16 protein-coding genes and 1 pseudogene are annotated in these 17,742 nt (G+C 72.9%); 9 read left to right on the top strand and 8 right to left on the bottom strand.

The genetic code is table 11. From position 1 onward, the window contains the following. The first annotated feature begins 111 nt into the window (after positions 1-111). The 4 genes from ABT122_RS18860 to ABT122_RS18845 are packed head-to-tail and all read left to right on the top strand — an operon-like array spanning position 112 to position 5,208. Entirely contained in the window at positions 112-1,800 is a 1,689-nt protein-coding gene (locus tag ABT122_RS18860) for an acyl-CoA dehydrogenase family protein (RefSeq protein WP_351552993.1), read from the top strand. Then, the gene (locus ABT122_RS18855; protein WP_351552990.1) at positions 1,797-3,545 is read left to right on the top strand and encodes an acyl-CoA dehydrogenase family protein; all 1,749 of its coding nucleotides are present in this window, start codon (positions 1,797-1,799) and stop codon (positions 3,543-3,545) included. Before ABT122_RS18860 ends, ABT122_RS18855 begins: the two co-directional genes overlap by 4 nt. 57 nt (positions 3,546-3,602) lie before the next feature. Continuing rightward, the gene (locus ABT122_RS18850; RefSeq protein ID WP_351552987.1) at positions 3,603-3,923 is read left to right on the top strand and encodes an acyl carrier protein; all 321 of its coding nucleotides are present in this window, start codon (positions 3,603-3,605) and stop codon (positions 3,921-3,923) included. 34 nt (positions 3,924-3,957) lie between these two features. Next, entirely contained in the window at positions 3,958-5,208 is a 1,251-nt protein-coding gene (locus ABT122_RS18845) for a cytochrome P450 family protein (protein WP_351552984.1), read from the top strand. Between the two features lie 14 nt (positions 5,209-5,222). Here ABT122_RS18845 and ABT122_RS18840 read toward each other — a convergent pair whose 3' ends face one another. Beyond that, positions 5,223-5,771, bottom strand: a complete 549-nt coding sequence (locus ABT122_RS18840) for an NADPH-dependent FMN reductase (protein ID WP_351552981.1) — start codon at positions 5,769-5,771, stop codon at positions 5,223-5,225. A 108-nt stretch (positions 5,772-5,879) separates the two neighbouring features. Beyond that, complete coding sequence (locus ABT122_RS18835; protein WP_351552978.1) at positions 5,880-6,719, bottom strand: MerR family transcriptional regulator; 840 nt, start codon at positions 6,717-6,719, stop codon at positions 5,880-5,882. A 359-nt stretch (positions 6,720-7,078) separates the two neighbouring features. On the opposite strand from ABT122_RS18835, the gene ABT122_RS18830 reads away from it, so the two are divergent. Next, the gene (locus tag ABT122_RS18830) at positions 7,079-7,720 is read left to right on the top strand and encodes a nucleotidyltransferase domain-containing protein (RefSeq protein ID WP_351552975.1); all 642 of its coding nucleotides are present in this window, start codon (positions 7,079-7,081) and stop codon (positions 7,718-7,720) included. Continuing rightward, positions 7,702-7,965: a hypothetical protein gene (locus ABT122_RS18825; protein WP_502976161.1), complete on the top strand. Its 264-nt coding sequence runs from the start codon at positions 7,702-7,704 to the stop codon at positions 7,963-7,965. Before ABT122_RS18830 ends, ABT122_RS18825 begins: the two co-directional genes overlap by 19 nt. A 48-nt stretch (positions 7,966-8,013) precedes the next feature. Here the strand turns inward: ABT122_RS18825 and ABT122_RS18820 are convergent, their stop codons facing one another. Then, entirely contained in the window at positions 8,014-8,943 is a 930-nt protein-coding gene (locus ABT122_RS18820) for an NAD-dependent epimerase/dehydratase family protein (RefSeq protein WP_351552972.1), read from the bottom strand. A 147-nt stretch (positions 8,944-9,090) separates the two neighbouring features. After that, a complete protein-coding gene (locus ABT122_RS18815) occupies positions 9,091-10,053 on the bottom strand; it encodes an alpha/beta fold hydrolase (RefSeq protein WP_351552969.1) in 963 nt (320 codons plus the stop codon). A gap of 193 nt (positions 10,054-10,246) precedes the next feature. Here ABT122_RS18815 and ABT122_RS18810 point away from each other — a divergent pair, with 193 nt between their 5' ends. Then, complete coding sequence (locus ABT122_RS18810) at positions 10,247-11,194, top strand: helix-turn-helix transcriptional regulator (RefSeq protein ID WP_351552967.1); 948 nt, start codon at positions 10,247-10,249, stop codon at positions 11,192-11,194. Positions 11,195-11,492: 298 nt separating this feature from the next. Here ABT122_RS18810 and ABT122_RS18805 read toward each other — a convergent pair whose 3' ends face one another. Then, on the bottom strand, positions 11,493-12,074 hold the full coding sequence (locus tag ABT122_RS18805) for a TetR/AcrR family transcriptional regulator (RefSeq protein WP_351552964.1): 582 nt from the start codon (positions 12,072-12,074) through the stop codon (positions 11,493-11,495). Between the two features lie 91 nt (positions 12,075-12,165). Here ABT122_RS18805 and ABT122_RS18800 point away from each other — a divergent pair, with 91 nt between their 5' ends. Next, on the top strand, positions 12,166-12,612 hold the full coding sequence (locus ABT122_RS18800; protein WP_351552962.1) for an anthrone oxygenase family protein: 447 nt from the start codon (positions 12,166-12,168) through the stop codon (positions 12,610-12,612). 454 nt (positions 12,613-13,066) lie between these two features. Here the strand turns inward: ABT122_RS18800 and ABT122_RS18795 are convergent, their stop codons facing one another. Both ABT122_RS18795 and ABT122_RS18790 read right to left on the bottom strand, forming a co-directional pair. Continuing rightward, positions 13,067-15,091 carry an ABC transporter ATP-binding protein gene (locus ABT122_RS18795; protein WP_351552959.1) on the bottom strand — a complete coding sequence of 675 codons (2,025 nt, stop codon included), beginning with the start codon at positions 15,089-15,091 and terminating at the stop codon, positions 13,067-13,069. Between the two features lie 561 nt (positions 15,092-15,652). Beyond that, positions 15,653-16,216, bottom strand: a complete 564-nt coding sequence (locus ABT122_RS18790; protein ID WP_351552956.1) for a YcxB family protein — start codon at positions 16,214-16,216, stop codon at positions 15,653-15,655. Between the two features lie 302 nt (positions 16,217-16,518). Between ABT122_RS18790 and ABT122_RS33625 the strand changes: the two are divergent. Continuing rightward, positions 16,519-16,862 (top strand): annotated as a pseudogene (locus tag ABT122_RS33625) (DUF6924 domain-containing protein). Here ABT122_RS33625 and ABT122_RS18785 read toward each other — a convergent pair. Beyond that, a complete protein-coding gene (locus ABT122_RS18785) occupies positions 16,828-17,385 on the bottom strand; it encodes an HAD domain-containing protein (protein WP_351552954.1) in 558 nt (185 codons plus the stop codon). The pseudogene ABT122_RS33625 and the gene ABT122_RS18785 sit on opposite strands and share 35 nt — an antisense overlap. Between the last annotated feature and the right edge of the window lie 357 nt (positions 17,386-17,742).

Genomic DNA, 17,742 nt, shown 5'->3' with positions numbered 1-17,742 from the left:
CCCGCCGGCCCCGCTCCGGCGACACCCGCCGGCCCCGCTCCGGCGCCGGGGCCGGGGCCCGGAGCCGGGAGTGCGCCGGCCCTCCCCGCGACCCCCGCCCGCTGGCCGGCGATGGCCGGCGCCCTCCCGCTTCCCACGGCCCTGGAATCCGCCATCGCCGCCCGCTTCGCCGAGGACGGCGCCGAGGCGCCCCTCGCACCGGCCCGCTCGGCCCGCCTCGACGAGCGGGAGGAGTTCCCGGACCTGGAGTGCGCCCTCCTCGACGCCCTCCGGGTCCCGCGCGCCTATGTGCCGCCGGAACTCGGCGGCGCCGGGGGCGGTCTGCCCGAGCTGGTGGAAACCCTGCGCACCGTCGCCCGCCACGATCTGACCTCGGCCGTCGCCCACGGCAAGACCTTCCTCGGCGCCGCGCCCGTATGGCTGTCCGGCGGCCCCGCACAGGCCGGCGGCCTCGCACGCGCGGTCCTCGCCGGCGCGGTCGTCTGCTGGGGGCTGACCGAACCCGGCCGGGGCAGCGACCTCCTCGCCGGTGAGCTGACCGCCACCGCCACCGACCGGGGCACCTGGCTCCTCGACGGCGTGAAGTGGCCCGTCAACAACGCCACCCGCAGCCGGTTCTGCACCGTGCTCGCCCGCACCGATCCCCGGGGAGGCCCCCGGGGCTTCACCCTCTTCCTCGTCGACAAGGACACCCTGGGCCCCGGACACCACCGCCACCTGCCCAAGGAACCCACCCACGGCATCCGGGGCGCCGACATCAGCGGCATCGCCCTCCACCGGGCCGAGGTCGGCGCCGACACCGTCGTCGGCGCGGCCGGCGAGGGCGCCGAGACCGTGCTCCGCGCCCTTCAGCTCACCCGTACGGTCTGCTGCTCGCTCTCGGTCGGCGCCGGCGAGCACGCCCTGCGCCTCGCCCTCGACTTCGCCCGGAACCGGGCCCTGTACGGCACCTCGCTGCTGCGGCTGCCCCACGCCCGGAACACCCTGGCCACCGCCGCGGCCACCCTCTGCCTCGCCGAAGCCGCCACCACGGTCGCCGCCCGCTGCGCCCACGCCCTGCCCGGCGAGCAGAGTGTGGTGTCGGCGCTCGCCAAGGCCGCCGTGCCCGAGCTGGCCCAGTCGGTGATCGACGACTGCGCCGAAGTCCTGGGCGCCCGGGGCTTCCTCACCGGGCTCCACGCCCACGGCATGTTCCAGAAGCTGGAGCGCGACCACCGGATCGTCTCCATCTTCGACGGCAGCACGGCCGTCAACCGCAACGCCCTGATCAACCAGTTCCCCGTCCTCGTCCGCGCCCAGCGGACCGGGCGCCACGACGCGGCGGGACTCGCCGCCGCCACCGACCCCCGGGCGGAACTGCCCGGCCTCGACCCCGCCCGGCTGCGCCTGATGAGCCGCACCGGGTGCAGCGTCGTCCAGGGACTGGCCGCCGCCACCACCCGGCTCGACGGCCGCCGCACCGCCCCGGAGCGGACCGTGGCCCTGGCCCGGCGGCTGCGGACGCTCACCGACGACACCACGGAGCGGATGGCCGCGGTACGCCCCTCGGCCCGGGAGCTGCCGGCCGGGGCGTTCGCGCTCGCCCGCGCGTACGAGACCTGTTTCGCGGGCGCCGCCGCCCTGCACCTGTGGCTCGCCGCCGACCCCGGCACCGAGGGCTCCCTCCGGCTGGAAGCCGCCCTGGCCCGCGCGGTGGACCTGCTCACCCCCGGCGGCGAGCCCGCGCCGGCCGGCCTGTACGAGGACCTGCTCGCCACCCTGGGCGCGACCGGCGCGGAAGAGGAGACCGGCACCCCGTGAGCACCGCCCCCCACCACCCCGCGGCCCCCGCGGACGGCGGCTCCGCCGTCGCCGGACTGGAGCGGCTCCTCGGCACCGCCGCCGACCCCGGCAACCCCACCGGCAGCCGCGCCGTCCTCGCCGCCGACGAGCGCCAGGAGCCGCTCGCCGCCGGGGAACAGCTGCTCGACCGGTACGGCCTGGCCGCCCATGTCGTCCCCGAGAGCCTCGGCGGCCGGCTCACCCGGCTCGACCAACTGATCGACGTGATGCGGACCGTCTACCGCCGCGACCCCGCCCTCGGCCTCGCCCGGGGCGCCGGCCCCTTCATGGCCGCCGTCAACGTCTGGACCGCCGGCCGCCCCGAACAGCGCGCCCATCTCGCCCGGGCCCTGCTGTCGGGCTCCACGGCCGCCTGCGCCTACCACGAACTCGCCCAGGGGAACGATCTCGGCCGCGCCGGAGTCACCGCGCTGCCCGCCCCGCCGCCGGACACCGCCCTGCTCCTCAACGGCCGCAAGGAGGTCATCGCCAATCTGCGGCGGGCCGACACCGTCGTCCTCTTCGCCCGCACCGGCCGGGCATCCGGCAGCCGCAGCCACTCCCAGCTCCTCCTCGACACCGCCGCCCTGCCCGCCGACCGCGTCCGGCACCTGGACCGCTTCCGCACCACGGGCATGCGCGGAGTCCCGCTCGGCGGGGTCGAGTTCACCGACTGCCCGGTCCCCGCCGACAGCGTCATCGGCGCCCCGGGCCTCGGCCTGGAGACCGCCCTGCGCTCCTTCCAGCTCACCCGGATCGCCCTGCCCGGCATGACGGCCGGGCTCCTGGACTCCGCGATCCGCACCGCCCTGCGCTGCGCCACCGGCCGCCCCCTGTACGGCAGGACAGCGGCCGATCTGCCGCTCTCCCGCACCCTGCTCGCCGAGTCCTTCGCCGATCTGCTGCTCGCCGACGCCTTCCTCACCGTCGCCGCCCGGGCCGCGCACACCGCGCCGGCCCGGACCGCCATCCCCTCCTCCGCCGTCAAGGCCCTGGTCCCGCGCATCCTCATGTCCGCGGTCCACCGGCTCTCACAGCTCATGGGGTCCCAGTTCTATCTGCGCACCGGAGAACACGCGCTCTTCCAGAAACTGCTCCGCGACGGACTGCCCTCGTCGTTCGGGCACGCCTCCCGCGCCTCCTGTCTGGCCGGGCTGCTGCCACAGCTCCCGCTCGTCGCCCGCCGCACCTGGACCAACCCCGGGGCCGAACCGCTCCCCGCCGCCACCTTCCGGCTCGCCGACCCCCTGCCGCCCCTGCGCTTCGACGCCCTCGCCGTCACCGCGTCCGGCCGCGACCCGCTCGCCCGCTCCCTCACCTCGGGCCCCGCGAGCCACGCCCCCGACGGCACACCGGAAGGGGACATCGGCGCCGCGGCCCGTTCCCGTACCGCCGAACTCGCCGCACTGGCGGCGGACTGCCGGGACCTGCGCCCCGAGCACCTCGCGCCCACAGCCCCCGCGCACGGCTTCGCCCTCGCCGAACGGTGGACGGGCATCCTCGCCGCCTCCGCCTGCATCGGCCTGTGGCACCACCACGACACGGGCGGGCCGCTCGCCGACCCCGTCTGGGTGCTCGCCGCCCTGCACCGGCTCGACGCCCACCAGGGACGCCACCGCGACCATCTGCCCCCGCACCTCACCGAGCCCCTCTACGCCGAACTCGTCCGCCGTGAGGCCGCGGGCCGCACCTTCGACCTCGGCTGCCACCCGACCGGCGCCTGAGGCCGCACCGAACCGTCCCCACCCCGCCCCTCACCACGGCACCCACCGGAGGCCCCCATGCCCCAGCCCGACACCACCACCAGCGGCCCCGCCCAGGCACCCACCGCCGAGGAGCTGCGCGCCTGGCTCACCGAACGCGTCGCCGAGTACGCGCGGTACGACGGCGAGATCCGCCACGAGGTTCCGTTCGCCGAGTACGGGCTGGACTCCGTCTACGCCCTCGCCATGTGCGGCGACATCGAGGACCACCTCGGCATCGAGGCCGATCCGACCATCATGTGGGACCACCCGACCATCGTCTCTCTCGCCGACGCCCTGCTGGCCGCCCGCGCCGGCGACCCGCCCGCCGCCCCCGCGGCCCGCGACGACAGCCGGTGACACCACCCCGCCCGCCGAACGGAGCAGCTCAGGCATGGAACACCGGCCGGACCCCCGAGCCCACCTCTTCACCGCCGGCTTCGTCGCCGACCCGTACCCCGTCTACCGGACCCTGCGGGAGAGCGGCCCCGCCCACCGGGTCACCCTCCCCGGCGGGGTGGAGGCCTGGCTCGTCACCCGCTACGAGGACTGCCGGCGGATCTTCCTCGACAACACCTCCTTCTCCAAGGACATGGCCGCCGCCTGGACCGCGTACCGGGAGGAGAGGGTCCCCGTCACCGGTGACGTGGTCATCGGCATGGGGGACTCCATGCTCGTCTCCGACCAGCCCCGGCACACCCGGCTGCGCTCCCTGGTCTCCAAGGCGTTCGCCCCCCGGCGCGTCGAGTCCCTCGCGCCGGGGATCGCGCGCTCCACCGAACGGCTCCTCGCCGGTCTCACCGCCCGCGAGGGACCGCGCGCCGGGCGCGCCGACCTGACCACCGAGTTCGCCGCGCTGCTCCCCATGGAGGTGATCTGCGAACTCCTCGGTGTGCCCGCCGAGGAAGGCGACTGGCTGCGGCGCGCGACCGAGGCGGTCATGAGCAACGACCCGGGCAGCCGGGACACCGCCCTGCGGGCGTTCCAGGACTTCCACGCCTTCCTCGGCGACCACGTCCGGCGCAAACGGCGCACCGGCGGCACCGATCTGACCTGCGCCCTCATCGACGTCCGCGACGAGGGCGACCGGCTGACCGAGGACGAACTCGTGGCGATGCTCGGCGTCCTGCTCGCCGCCGGGCACGAGACCACCGTCAACCTTCTCGGCAGCAGTGTGCTCGCCCTGCTCCGCCACCCGGAACAACTGGCGGCGCTGCGCGCGGAACCGGACGGGTGGCCCGGCGCCATCGAGGAGGTGCTGCGCTGGGAGGGCCCGATCCAGAACGCGATCTGGCGGTTCACCCGGGTCCCGGTCACGCTCGGGGACGTCACCATCCCGGCGGGCGAGGCGATCGCCCTGAGCGTCGCGTCGGCCGACCGGGACCCGGCGCGCTTCCCGGACGCCGAGTCCTTCGACAGCGCCCGGGGCGACCGGGGCCACCTCGCCTTCGGCCACGGCATCCACCACTGCGTGGGGGCGCCCCTGGCCAGGCTGGAGGCGAGGATCGCGGTACCGCTGGTCTTCGCCTCGCTGCCCGGGCTGCGGCTGGACGGGGAGCCGGTGTACCGGCCGTCCACGGTGTCGCGGGCGCTGGCCGCACTCCCCGTCGCCTTCGGTGACGGCGCCGGCCCGGTCACCGGCTGACCGGGCCGGAGCCGTCAGCCGACCGCGCTCTCCCGGGCCGCGCCCGCCGCCCGGGAGAGCGCGGACAGGCACGCCCGCAACTCCTCGCGGGTCGCCGGGTCGACCAGCCGGCCATCGGTGATCTTCGCGGCGGCCAGTCCGATGCGCAGATTCTCGGGGAGCACGGTGGTCTGCATCATCGTCAGGGTCTCCGCCAGCCAGGCCTGCGCCCGGTCGCCGCCCTGCATCGAGGTCGAGGCCGTCACCAGGACGACCGGCTTGCCCACCTGCTGCCCGCCGCCCACGAGCCACTCCAGCGCGTTCTTCAGCACACCCGAGGTGCCGCGCGCGTACTCCGGGCTCGCGATCAGCAGCCCGTCCGCCGCCGCGCACCGCTCACGCAGCTCCCGCACCTCGGGCGGCAGCTCCCGCCGCTCCACATCCTGGTTGAAGAAGGGCAGCTGTCCCAGATCCGGACCGATGTCCAGTCGCGCGGTCGGCGGGCACAGCTCCGCCGCCGCTCTGATCACAGCCCCGTTGAACGATCCGGCACGTAAACTTCCGCACAGAGCGAGGAACTTCATCACCGCACCGTATCGCAGGAGCCGATCATCGGTGTGGGGGACATGCGACCCGCCGGTGGCCTCGGTGCGACGGCGGGCGGCGCCCGGGCCGGGGCCGCGCACGGGCGGTCAGCCGTCCGCGCGGTCGTCCTGGCCGATGAGCTGTGCCACGCGTTCCATACAGCGCATCCGGGCGGGCGAGAAGTCGTAGGGCATGGTGGAGACGGCCTCAACGGCGCTCATCCGTCTCTCCTCCTCCGCCGGGTCGGCCTCGTAGGTCTCGAAGAGCTCGTCGTCGCCGGCGTCCAGCCCGGCCGCCGTGATGGCCCGCAGGAGGGCCTGGTGGTGGGTGTACTGCTGTACGGCGAGGTCCTCGACGCGCGGGTCGTCGGGGTCCACGCCGTCGTCGAGGGCGGCCTCGGCCTCGTCGAGGCGGTCCTGCTCGGCCCGCAGCCCGGGGTGGGTGGCCAGCACGATGTACAGGCCGGCCTGTATCGCGGAGCCGAGCGGCCCGAAGATCCGCTCCGTGATCAGCAGGGCCTCCATGTCGGCGGCGCGCAGTGCGCCACGGGGCAGGTGGCCGAGCCGGTCCGTCACCGGCTCGGAGAGCAGCCCCAGCGGACTGCCCACGGCCCGCAGGCGCTCGACGGCCGCCCTCTGACGCTTGATGTCGCTCTCCCGGGCGGCCAGCGACTCCTCCAGCCGGCCCAGGGTCTCCTCGATGTTCCCGGAGTCGTCGAAGGCGGTCCGCATGTCGTCCAGGCTGATGCCCACCTCCGCCATCCTGCGAATCCACAGCAGGCGGACCATGTCGTCGTAGCCGTACCGGCGGCGGCCGTCCCCGCCCCGCTCGGGTTCCGGCAGCAGACCGATCTGGTGGTAGTGGCGGACAGCGCGCGGGGTGGTCCCGGCGAAGGCGGCAGCGGCGCCGATCCTGACCTGGCGGGGCGGTGTGATGAAGGGGTACATCGCGGAGGGGGCCTTTCGTGCGGTGGTGCCTCGACGACACCACATGCCGCTACGGCAGGTGCAACAGCGCACCGCCCCGATTCCACCATCCGCCGGGCTCCGGTCCGGCGCCGGACCCCGGTCAGCGGGACGGGGAGTCCGCGTCCCGCCGGAGGTGCTCCGCGTTCCTGTCCGGCAGCCGTCGTGTCCCCCGGGCCGGGAAGTGCCGCCCCGTCGGCGCGGGGGCAGTCCGCCGGGAGCCGGATGCGCCTCCGCGAGCCGCACAGCGCCCGCCGCGCCCGTGCTCGGTCCACCGCCGTCGCCGGTGTTCCTCATCGACCACGGCCGGGGGCCTTCGAGTCCGCTGATAGATTCCCGCGATGAGTGAGCAGCTCCCCGGCGGAGGCATCGAACTGTCCCCCGACGAGACCGAGGCCCTCCACCACCGGTGGTCATCCTGCTGGACCCCGGCCGAGGTCGCGCGGCGGCTGGCCGGGATCGGCACGCCCTGGTACGTTGCCGCGGGCTGGGCGCTGGATCTGTTCCGCGGCGAGCGGACGCGCGCTCATGGAGACATCGAGATCGCGATCCCGGCCGCGAGTTTCCCCGGGGTCCGCCGCCGCTTCCCCGGATACGTCTTCGACGCGGCGGGCGGCGGCCGGATCTGGGAGAACGCCGGAGCGGAGGCGCTGGCCGCCGTGCGTCAGACCTGGCTGCGTGATCCGGCCACCGGCGACTATCTGCTCGACGTGTTCCGCGAACCGCACGATGGTGACACCTGGATCTGCGGACGCGATGAGACGGTCCGGTTTCCCTACGGCGACATCATCCACCGCTCTCCGGACGGCATCCCCTATCTGATCCCCGAACTGGTACTGCTCTTCAAGGCCAAGCACACCCGCCCAAAGGATCAAGCCGACTTCGCCGCGACCGTCCCGCACCTGACCGCGGCCCAGCGCGCGACCCTGGCCGGGCTGCTCGCCCGCGTACACCCGGGACATCCCTGGCTCTCGGACCTGTAGCCGCGTTCCCGCCGGTCGTCCGCTGGTTGGAAGAGTGTGGCGATGAACGGAACCGAGGGTGCGGCGTCCACGTGGATGCGCTGCTCCCGCGAAACCGGCTGCGCGCGTACGAGGACAGGTTCGGGCTCACAGCCGAACTCCCCGTCCCCGAGTGGGAGGGACACGATCCGCGGCAGTTGACGTCCAAGGAGTTCGAGGAGGTCTGGGACGCCGCGCGCCGGGAGATCACCACCCGGCCGGGCTGACCTCACCGCCGTGCCCGGCAGCTCGGCGGGACGGCCGGGAGCGGCGTCTCACGACGCTGGTTCCACGGAAGTCGCCGAGGGCGGGCCGAGCCGAGCCGTCCGGTCACTCACGCCCGGACCGCCCTCGGCATCGCGCAGCAGCTGCCGGACTCCGCGAACGGGCCGGTAACCGAACGCGTTCGTCGCGGCAGTCGAGTCGTACACCCGGTCCAGGCGACCGGGCACCGGCCACCCCTGGTCGCGGAATGCCCGGACGACGTCCGGAACCCGTTCGGCGAGCACCGCGCCCGCGTCGCGGGACAGGGCACGGCAGTCCTCGCGCCGGAACGGGTGCGGCCCGGAGATGTTGAACCTGCCGGTGACGGTGGGGTGTGCCACGGCCAGGACCCCCGCCGCCGCCACGTCGGCGAGGTCGACCGCCCGGTGGAGCAGGTGGCGGGCTCGCACCGGCAGCGGCTCCGGAAAGCATCGCGCTATGCGCAGCGTGACCGAGGAGACGGCGCAGCCGGCGACCAGCTCCTCCGCGGCGAGTTTGGTCTCGTCGTAGATGTCCCGGGGGAGCGGTGTGAGCTGCTCGTCCACCCAGACAGCCCGGTCGGTGGGCTCCAGGGCGTGTCCGTACACACTCGTACTGCTGATGTAGAGAACCCGCCGGGCGCCGGTGCGGCCGTCGTCGAGCAGGCCCGCGGTCGCGTCCACGTTCACGGCTCGGAACTCCTCATCGGCCAGGCGGCCGACATGGGGGGCGTGCAGCGCGGCGGCATGGACCAGGACATCGGCCGACCGCAACGCGGCCAGTCGCACGGGCCGGTCGCGCAGATCTCCGACGACGCTCGTCCAGCGGCCGGGAATCCGGTCCACGCCGCGCACCACCCAGCCGGCCGCGTCCAGTGCCTCGGCCAGGGCCGCTCCGACCCGGCCCGAACTCCCGGTAACCGTGACCAGCCCGGCGGGGGCTCTTCTCGTCGCTGAGTGCACGCGTCCGACTGTACGGCGTGGTACCGGCCTCCTGGGGTGGAACAGCGGAACGGGGGGCGAAGGCCCTGGACCAGAGCCCCCGACCCGAGCCCCCGCGCCCGGGACGGGCCGGATCGGGACCAACCGCGTCCACACCGGGCTGGAAGATCATCTACGGGACGGCCCTCGGACGGCGTCCTGCCGTTCCAGCCACTCCGTCATCAACCGGTTCGTCTCCTCCGGCTTCTCCTGCTGTATCCAGTGACCGCAGTCCAGACTCACCACTTCCACACGGGGCACGAACTCCGCCGGCCTCGCGGACCTCTGGACCGTGTCCCGGTCGCCATGGATCATGAGTGTGGGCTGCTGGATGACCGGGTCCACGTCCGCCAGCAAGTGCCAGTTGCGGTCCAGGTTCCGGTACCAGTTCACACTGCCCGTGAATCCGGTCGATTCGAAGGCGGAGACGAAAACGGCCAGTTCGCCGTCGCTCATGACGGGATCGCCGAGTGGCGTTTCCGCTCTGGCGAGATCGATCAGCGCCATGCCCGGCCGGGGCGCCCTGGGGGGCTCGTTCTTCCGGTACAGATTGCGGAGGAACCGGAAGGTGTTCTCTTCGAACACGGCGTCCGCGACGCCCGGCTGCCGATTGAAATGGACAAAGTAGAAGTCCCCGCCGAGTGCGTCTTCCATGACCTCGATCCAGGGCTTTGCTCCGCGCTCCTGGTAGGGCAGGCTCAGGTTGATCACTCTGTTGACACGGCTCGGATGCAGCAGGGTCATTCCCCAGACGACCATGGCACCCCAGTCATGGCCGACGAAGGCGGCATCCTCGTACCCGTAGTGATCGAGAAGCGCGACGAGATCACCCGACAGGTGTTCAAGGTCGTAGTCCGTCACTTCGGCCGGACGGGATGAATTCCCATAACCCCGCTGGTTCGGGACGATGACATGGTAACCGGCCGCGGCAAGGGCGGGCATCTGATAACGCCAGGAAAAGGCATGCTCCGGCCAGCCGTGACAGAGCACGATGGGTTTCCCCGCGTTCCGCCGGCCCGCCTCGAAGACTTCGAGTTCCACGCCGTTGACGGAAATGAGGGTGGACTTGGGGAAATCGGTTGGACTGAACACTGCGTTTTCTCCTTCTTCTCCGGGTGATCAGGCGGTGGGGGCTCCCGAAGGTGGCGCCCGCGCACCCCTGGTCGGCCGGTGCCCGGTGCCCGGTGCGCTCGTGGGCAGTGGGCATCGTCGGTGAGGCCGTGTCGCCATCGTGCCGTCCGAAACCGGTCACCCCATGACCGGTTTCCATGAGAGTTTTGCCGGTATGCGAACCGACCGGCTGGTGGCCGTCCTCCTCCTGCTGCAACGCCGCGAGCAGGTGACGGCGGCAGAGGTCGCCCGGGAGCTGGAGGTCTCCGAGCGCACCGCCCGCCGCGACCTCGACGCCCTGGCCATGGCGGGGGTGCCCGTGTACGCCACGCAGGGCCGGGGCGGCGGCTGGCGCCTCGTGGGCGGCGCCCGCACCGACTTGTCCGGGTTGACCGCGGGCGAGGCCCGCGCCCTGTTCCTGGTCGCCGGCTCGGCCTCGGCTGCGACGCCGGCCGTGAGAGCGGCCCTGCGCAAGCTCGTCCAGGCCCTGCCGGAGCCCTTCCGGGCGCAGGCCGAGGCGGCGGCCTCGTCGTTGGTCATGGACCCGCGACGGTGGGGGGCGAGTCGGATCGAGCAGCGGCCACCTCGCCTCCTCGGCGAACTCCAGGACGCGGTGATCCGGGGATTCCAGGTGCGGCTCCGCTACGTCGACCGCGAAGGCGCCGAAACCGAGCGAACGGTCCACCCGCTGGGCATCGTCGCCAAGGGGTTGTCGTGGTACCTCGTCTCCGGCACCGAGGCGGGCCGGAGGAGCTTCCGGATCGACCGCGTGGTGTCCGCCGACCCGACCGGCGATTCCGTGCACCGGCCCGAGGACTTCGACCTCGCCGGGAGCTGGCGCGAGATCGCCGACGAGGTCGACCGCAAGCGGACGCCCCTGGAGATCCAGGCGGTATGCGTGCCGCACGGGGTGGACCTGCTCCGGATGGCGCTCGGCGCTCGGCTCCAGGTGGGAGGCTCCGCGGCCGACGGCCGCATCGAGGTCGTGATCCGGGGCGCCAACGCGTACATACTCGCCGGCGAGCTCGCCGGGCTCGTCGAATGGGTCGAGGTGACCGGCCCTCCGGATGTGCGAGACCACCTGGCTTCGATCGGCAACGCGCTCGTCGAGCGATACGGCTGAGACCGTCCCGTGGTGCCGGAGCCCGGAGCCCGGAGCGCCCGGAGCCCGGAGGCGGCCTCGCGGGCAGGGGTGTCCCGGGCCCGGCCCGGGAGGCCGTCCCGCACGGCACGGCTCGGGCCGGCGCCCACCGGTTGGCTGACTCCGGGAGCGCCTCGCCGCAGGGCCGGCGCGCATGTCCGGGGTGCGGGGCGGCGATCCGTGGCCGCGCCGCGTGCGCGCGCGTGGCCGGAGGCGATGCCGCGCGCACGCGGCGGAGGGGTCCGGGTGCCCCGGCCGTCCGTCCGTCGCGGTTTCTGTGTCAGACCACCACGGCGAGCCGTTCCACCAGCAGTTCCACCCTCCGTTCGGTGTCCTCCGGCGGCAGCCGTCCGGCCCGGGTCAGAGTGGCCAGCCCGTGCAGGGCGGCCCAGAAGGTCTCGGTGAGCAGTCCCGCCTCGACGCCGTTCCCGGTGACCTCGCCGAGGCACTCCAGCAGCGCGGCGAAAGCGTCCTTGAGGGGTTCCGGAGTGGACTCCTGTGCGTACGGGAGGCCGCCGTCGAGCTGGAAGACGGCGTCGTAGACCGCCGGGTTGCGGGCGGCGAAGCCGAGGTAGGCGCGGGCGAGCGCGTACACCCGCTCGCGCGGGCCGTCCTCGGCGGCGGTCGCCGCCCGCACCGCCCCGGCCAGCTCGGCGGCGCCTTCCAGGGCGACGGCGCCGATGATCTCCCGTTTGCCGCGGAAGTGGCTGTAGAGGACGGGCTGGCTGTACTCGATGCGCTCGGCGAGCCGACGGGTGGTGACCGCGTCCCAGCCCTGCTGCTCGGCGAGCGCGCGAGCCGTCGCCACGATGAGGCGTTCGCGCTCCGCCCGTTCGCGTTCCTTGCGTTCCTGTACCGGCATACGGAAATCCTAGCATCGCTAGACAAGCGAGCGTCGAAAGAGTTAGCGTTGCCTTGAAATCTAGCGACGCTAGATCCTGGGAGGGGTCGTCATGCTCAACGCCCTTGAGGTCTTCACCGCCGTGGTCGTCGGCGTGATGGTGGGGGTGGAGTTCTCCGTTCTCTTCGTCATGGCCCCGATCCTCAGGGCACTCCCCGGCGACAGCGGACAGCTCGGCCACGCGCACGGCGGCCGGATTCTCGGCGCGGTGATGCCGTTCTGGTACATCGGCTCGCTCGTCCTCGTCGCGGTCCGGGCCCTCGCCGGATGGCACCACCAGGGCACCGCCCTCGTCGTCACCGCCGGCGGGCTGCTGATCCTCAGCGTGGTCATGTCGCTGCTGCTGCTCGTACCGATCAACAACCGGAACAGGACCTGGACCCCGGAGAACCGGCCCGAGGACTGGAAGGAGCAGTTGGACCGCTGGTTCCGCTACCACTGTGTCCGCGTCGCCGTCATCTTCGCCGCCTTCGTCCTGCTGGTCGCCGCCCTCGTCTGACACCCGGGAGCCGCCACCGCGCGTGCCCGGCGGCGAACGGTCCTCGGTCCCGGCCGGCGGCAGCCGTACACGCGATTCCCGCTGGGAACGCGACCGCCGTTGATCCCGATGGGCCGCCCGGTTGCCGCACCAGCCCTCGGACGGGGCGACCGCGCGAACGGGCCGGGTGCGGGCGGGAGCCGCCCGCGAGGAGTGACCGGGGGAGCGCGCCGATGGCCGTAGGGCCGGCGAAGGCGAGCCGGGGGCCGGGGGACGAGGTCCCCAGGTTGCCCGGTGCGGCACGCCGGCCGCGCCGGAAAGGGTGCCCGCGCACAGCACGGGCACGGTGGGCGCGGACTCGGCCCGTGACCGTGCCGCCGGCCCGTACCCTCGGCGAGGAGCCGCCACGCCGGGCGTCACCGGAGGACCTCTCACCGGAGGGCACCCGCAGGCAGAGGGCACCCGTTCTCCGGGCTCACGCCTCCTCCGCGCTGGTCGGTGTGCTCCGGTACCCGGCGGCCTGGAGGGCGAACATCTGGGCGTACTCGCCCTGTGTGTCCATGAGTTGCTGATGTGAACCGGACTCGACGATCCTCCCGCCGTCGAAGACGATGATCTTGTCGCATTCCACGACGGACGCCAGACGGTGCGAGATGAGGACGGTGATCTGGCCGGGACGGCGGGCGCCGCGAAGGACCGCCCGGTACACGGCGTGCTCGGCACGTGGGTCCATGCTCGCCGTCGGCTCGTCCAGCAGGAGGACGGGCGCGCTCTTGTAGAGCCCGCGGGCGACCGCGATCTTGGCCCACTGCCCCGCCGAGAGCTCCTGCCCGCCCGCGAACCGCTTGGACAGCAGCGACTCCCACGTTGCCGGGAGACCCGCGATGACGGTGTCGGCTCCGGAGGCCACGGCAGCCGCGTGCGCTTCCTCGGGCACGGACTCGGTCAGCGACCCCCGTGAGACGGTGATGTTGGCCAGTGCGGTGAACGGGTAGTGCACCGGGTCCTGCAACACCATCGCGACGCGCTGCTGGAGCGAGACCGGGTCGAGGGTCCGTGCGTCGGCGCCGTTCCAGGACACGGTTCCGGCGGATGGGTCGTACAGACCGGCGATCAGCCTGGAGCACGTGGACTTACCGCTGCCGTTGACGCCGACGAACGCCACGGTCTCCCCGGCCCTGAGCGTGAGGCTGATCCCGTCGAGCGCGGGGGAGGCCTTGTCCGGGTAGGTGAAGGAAACGTCGTCCAGGCGGATCTCCCGCACCGAATCCGGGGCCGGTGCGCCGCCCGCGCGAGGCAGCAGGCCGCGGCAGCGCGCCTGCACCTCCAGCAGATCCGACACCCACAGCGCGTGCTCGTACACCATGTGAGCCAAGTTGACGAAGGTGGTGAGGGAGCGGTGGCTGGACTGGATCGCCAGGACGGCTCCGGCGCCGACAGCGAGGGGTATCCAGCCGCCGATCAGCATCGCGCACAGCGCCGCGTAGGTGATGCCGGTACCCACACCGCCGGCCGCGCGCCCGGCGATATGGATGCGGGCGGCGCGGACACCGAGCCGGGTGTCCTCGGCGGCGATGTTCTCGGTGAGCCGCCGGTGCTCCGCGAGCAGGGCGCCCTGAGTGGTGTTGGAGCGGATCTCGGCGGCGGAGTCCTGATCGAGGAGAATCCAGCTGAAGGTGCGCACCCGCCGCTGGAGCGCGTTCCACCGCATGTACGAGTGGAAGCGCTCCTTCGCCGCGCGGACGGCGGCGGCGCCGACCGGCAGCACGGACAGCGGCAGCATGAGAATCAGTACCGGGTGGAGCACGGTGAGAACGGCCGCGGTGGCGACGAGGTCGAGGAGAGCGGCGGCCAGGGCGACGATCTGGCCGACGACCTGCCGTGCGTAGTACAGGCCCCGGTCGGAGGCCCGGTGGATGTCGTCGTGCCAGTTCGCGTCGTCGACCGCTTCGAGCCGTACATGCGCGACGAGCCGGTAGAACTCCACTTCCAAGGATGTGCGGATCTTCGGGGTGAGACGGGCCTCGGCGGTGGACACCGCGGTCTCCAGCACGGCCCGCAGCGACAGCAGCACCACGACCAGGGCCAGTTCGGGCAGGGCGGAGCGGATCTTGTCCGGTGTCGGCCCGGACGCGAACAGGGTGTGGAGGACAGCGACCGAGGCGACCAGACCGAAGGCGTTCATCGCGGCGGACAACAGCTGGAGGACGACGACCGCGACGGTGCCCCGCCGGTCCGCCCGCCACGCCAGCGCCCCGACCTGCCGCACGATGCGCGGGAGCTTCGCCAGGATCTCCCGCACGCTCGCCTTCGCCGACGCCCCGTCGTGCACCGCCCAGTACGCGGTCTCCATCCCGTCGGTGATGTCACCGCCGTCCGCGGGCCCGACGGACACCCGCGCCGGGGGGAGGCCCAGCCCGGCCACCGACCGGGGCGGCGGGACACGCCCTCCGCCGGTCCCGGCGGCCCCGCTCCGGTCCCCGTTCCGCGCCTGGTTCATCCGCGTGTCCCCGGCGCCGGCTGCGGGCTGAGGGTTCCGGAGCGTCCTCCGACGGGCGGAGCCGGGGGGCGGATCGTCGGCGTCATCGGTGTTCCCCTTGTCTGTTCGGCGTCGGACGCGCGGGAGGATCATCGGTCCGGTGGCCATGGATCGGGCGGATGGCGGAGCGATCTCCGCTGTGACCTGTTGTGGTACCCGGGACAACGATCCGGACCGCCCTTTCGAACACACGTCTTTCGGCCGGGCCGGGAACCGCATGAACAAGCGATTTTCCGAGGCTGTATTGGCCACCGACCCGTGCCGGAGCCCGGGTGGTGCTCGACGCCGTGATGGCCGAATCGCCGCGGCCGATGCCCCTGTGACGGATGAGGTTGCCCTCACTCGCTGCCGCCCCGCCCGGGCGAGCGCACGCGTCACCGCCGCGGAAGCCGGCTGCCGGTCAGTCCGCGGCGCCGGTGACGCGGGGTTGTCGGCACGCTGATGTGCGCCGTCGGGGCCGGCCGGCTCCGAGGTCTCCGGATGGACGCGTCTCCCGCTCCCCGCCGAGCCGGCGGGCCTCGGTCACACGCGAGGAGTGTGCAGGTCCAGGATCTCCCGCAGCCGCTCCGGATCCCCGTCCTCCCGCAGGCCCCGCTTGGGCAGGACGCCGACGAACATCATGCCGGGATCTCGGCTGAGCAGGACGAAGTGCCCCGCCGTTTCCCGGTGTCCCTGGAACACGGACCACTTCTGGATGAGTGTGCCGTGGTCGGTACGGCAGGTGATCCCGGCGGGGGACACGGTGACGCGGTACTCGCCCTGCCAGCCGACGAGCCGCTGCACATGGGCGGCTTGCGCCCGGGGGTACCCCCACACGATCAGGGCGACGAACAGAACCAGAGCCGTCGAGACCGCGTCGGCACTCCCGCGGCTCACCGTGGGGACCAGCCACTGCCCCACCCACAGGAGGAGGAACCCCCACCGCAGCAGGAGCCCGGTGCGCTTGACCCGCTCGCGGACCCGCAGCCCGGCCAGAGTGTCGGAAGGCTGGGGCCGGTAGACCAGTTCAACTCCCGCCCGCTCGTCGACGGCACGGCCGGAGCCCTCCGCGTCGCTGGTGCCCTGGTCGCTGTTGCCTTCGGCCATGGTTCGTTCCTCCCCGGTGCAGGACATGCGGATCATAGTGAACCGCTCCCTCCTCCCCGGTCCGAGGGCCGGAAAGAGGCCCATAACGGCCGGCCCGCCCGGTGCCACCACGGCGCCGTCGGGCCGCGGCTGTCGCGGACAGCGAGGCTGACCCCGCGCACGACGATGCTCCCGGTCGTTCCGAGCCGCCTGAACAGCGTGGACCTGGTGGAAGAATGGCGTGCGTCGAACTGCCTCAGCCCGATGACCTGACCTCGCTGGTCCTGCGTACCGACTTCGGCAGCGAGGCGGCCTGGGAGGCGGTGCAGGCGGCGATCAACAGCTCGGGCGACCGCCGCGACATGACTTTCGTCAGTGATTTCTCCTTCGCCGGTACCAGTGTCCAGACAGTGGTCGACGCGGATGCCCGCGCCGATGACGACGAGAAGCTCTGCTGCCTCTTCCTCGCCGACTCGACCGCCATGGCCGGCGCCGCGCACCTTCTCCCGGCTGTCGATCCGCACGATGAACCCGGGAGAACATTCCGGGTTCCCCTCGCTGGTACGCACAGGTCTCCAACAACCTGGCCATCGCCAACACGGACTTCTCCGAGTTCGCCGATGCCGCCGACGCTACGGGCACGTATCGCGGTCTCGGGGCCGGCTGAGCGGACAGGGCGGCTGCCTCATCCACGAGTCGAGAGCCGCGTAGTCACCGTCAGTCAGGCCCTGACAGGGATCGACACGATGGAGCAGGGCCTGCCCCTGATGATGGGCGGCCACCCAGGACCGGTCGGTGTCGGTGATCTCGTCATCGACCCAGGCGAACGAGCGTCCCGCGGCCCATGCGACAAGGGCACGGGTCTTCCAGTGCAGTCCGTTCCGTTCGTCCTGGTCGTCGATGCCGGACGGCTCCGGCCAGACCACCACGGCCAGCTGGGGCAGACCGATGCGGGGCGCGACGCACTCATTCGCGTCCGCCATCCATGTCGTCGCCCAGACCACCTCGCACGGGAGAGCCGCCAGCCGGGGTCCGTGCTCGGGATTGATCCTGTCCAGGAGCGGATTCGCGTCGGCGCCCCGCAGTTCAGGAACCGTCTCATAGGTCGGATACGGCCGGGACACCGCGCCGAACGGGATGAGTGGCCCATCGACATCGAGAAACAGCAGACGCCGCACGGAGCCAGTCACGGAAGCACTCTAGCGGCGGATTTTGTCGGTGACCCCTCACCGACCCAGGCCCGACAACCGACGCTTGGTCGAAGCAGGACGGGCGCCCCGCTGCCGGGCGGCCCGGGACGAGGCACCCGGATGCGCTCCACGACCGGCTCACCTTGGCTCTGGTCCGCCCACTGGCCCGCCGCACGCTGCTGGTGGGCATGGATCGAGGCGGGGTCGACCGAGAGGTCCCCATCGATCCCACCGGGGGCATCGGCCCGGGCCTGCGGCTGCTGGAGCAACCATCGCCCAGATTCCGTCGGCCGGCCGGCGCCGATGGTGCTCATGGCGGCATGAGTTCCTGAGGAACCCGCGGGACGCTGCCCCGAG

The sequence above is a fragment of the Streptomyces sp. NPDC001985 genome, from assembly GCF_040296845.1.
Taxonomy (GTDB): domain Bacteria; phylum Actinomycetota; class Actinomycetes; order Streptomycetales; family Streptomycetaceae; genus Streptomyces.
This window is presented reverse-complemented; position numbering and strand designations above follow the sequence as displayed.

What these genes read in the sequence shown, in the direction of transcription:
- ABT122_RS18860 (WP_351552993.1), top strand. Translation starts at nt 112, where the DNA reads ATGGCCGGCGCCCTCCCGCTTCCCACGGCCCTGGAATCCGCCATCGCC.
- ABT122_RS18850 (WP_351552987.1), top strand. Translation starts at nt 3,603, where the DNA reads ATGCCCCAGCCCGACACCACCACCAGCGGCCCCGCCCAGGCACCCACC.
- ABT122_RS18845 (WP_351552984.1), top strand. Translation starts at nt 3,958, where the DNA reads ATGGAACACCGGCCGGACCCCCGAGCCCACCTCTTCACCGCCGGCTTC.
- ABT122_RS18840 (WP_351552981.1), bottom strand. Translation starts at nt 5,771, where the DNA reads ATGAAGTTCCTCGCTCTGTGCGGAAGTTTACGTGCCGGATCGTTCAAC.
- ABT122_RS18835 (WP_351552978.1), bottom strand. Translation starts at nt 6,719, where the DNA reads ATGTACCCCTTCATCACACCGCCCCGCCAGGTCAGGATCGGCGCCGCT.
- ABT122_RS18830 (WP_351552975.1), top strand. Translation starts at nt 7,079, where the DNA reads ATGAGTGAGCAGCTCCCCGGCGGAGGCATCGAACTGTCCCCCGACGAG.
- ABT122_RS18810 (WP_351552967.1), top strand. Translation starts at nt 10,247, where the DNA reads ATGCGAACCGACCGGCTGGTGGCCGTCCTCCTCCTGCTGCAACGCCGC.
- ABT122_RS18805 (WP_351552964.1), bottom strand. Translation starts at nt 12,074, where the DNA reads ATGCCGGTACAGGAACGCAAGGAACGCGAACGGGCGGAGCGCGAACGC.
- ABT122_RS18800 (WP_351552962.1), top strand. Translation starts at nt 12,166, where the DNA reads ATGCTCAACGCCCTTGAGGTCTTCACCGCCGTGGTCGTCGGCGTGATG.
- ABT122_RS18795 (WP_351552959.1), bottom strand. Translation starts at nt 15,091, where the DNA reads ATGAACCAGGCGCGGAACGGGGACCGGAGCGGGGCCGCCGGGACCGGC.
- ABT122_RS18790 (WP_351552956.1), bottom strand. Translation starts at nt 16,216, where the DNA reads ATGGCCGAAGGCAACAGCGACCAGGGCACCAGCGACGCGGAGGGCTCC.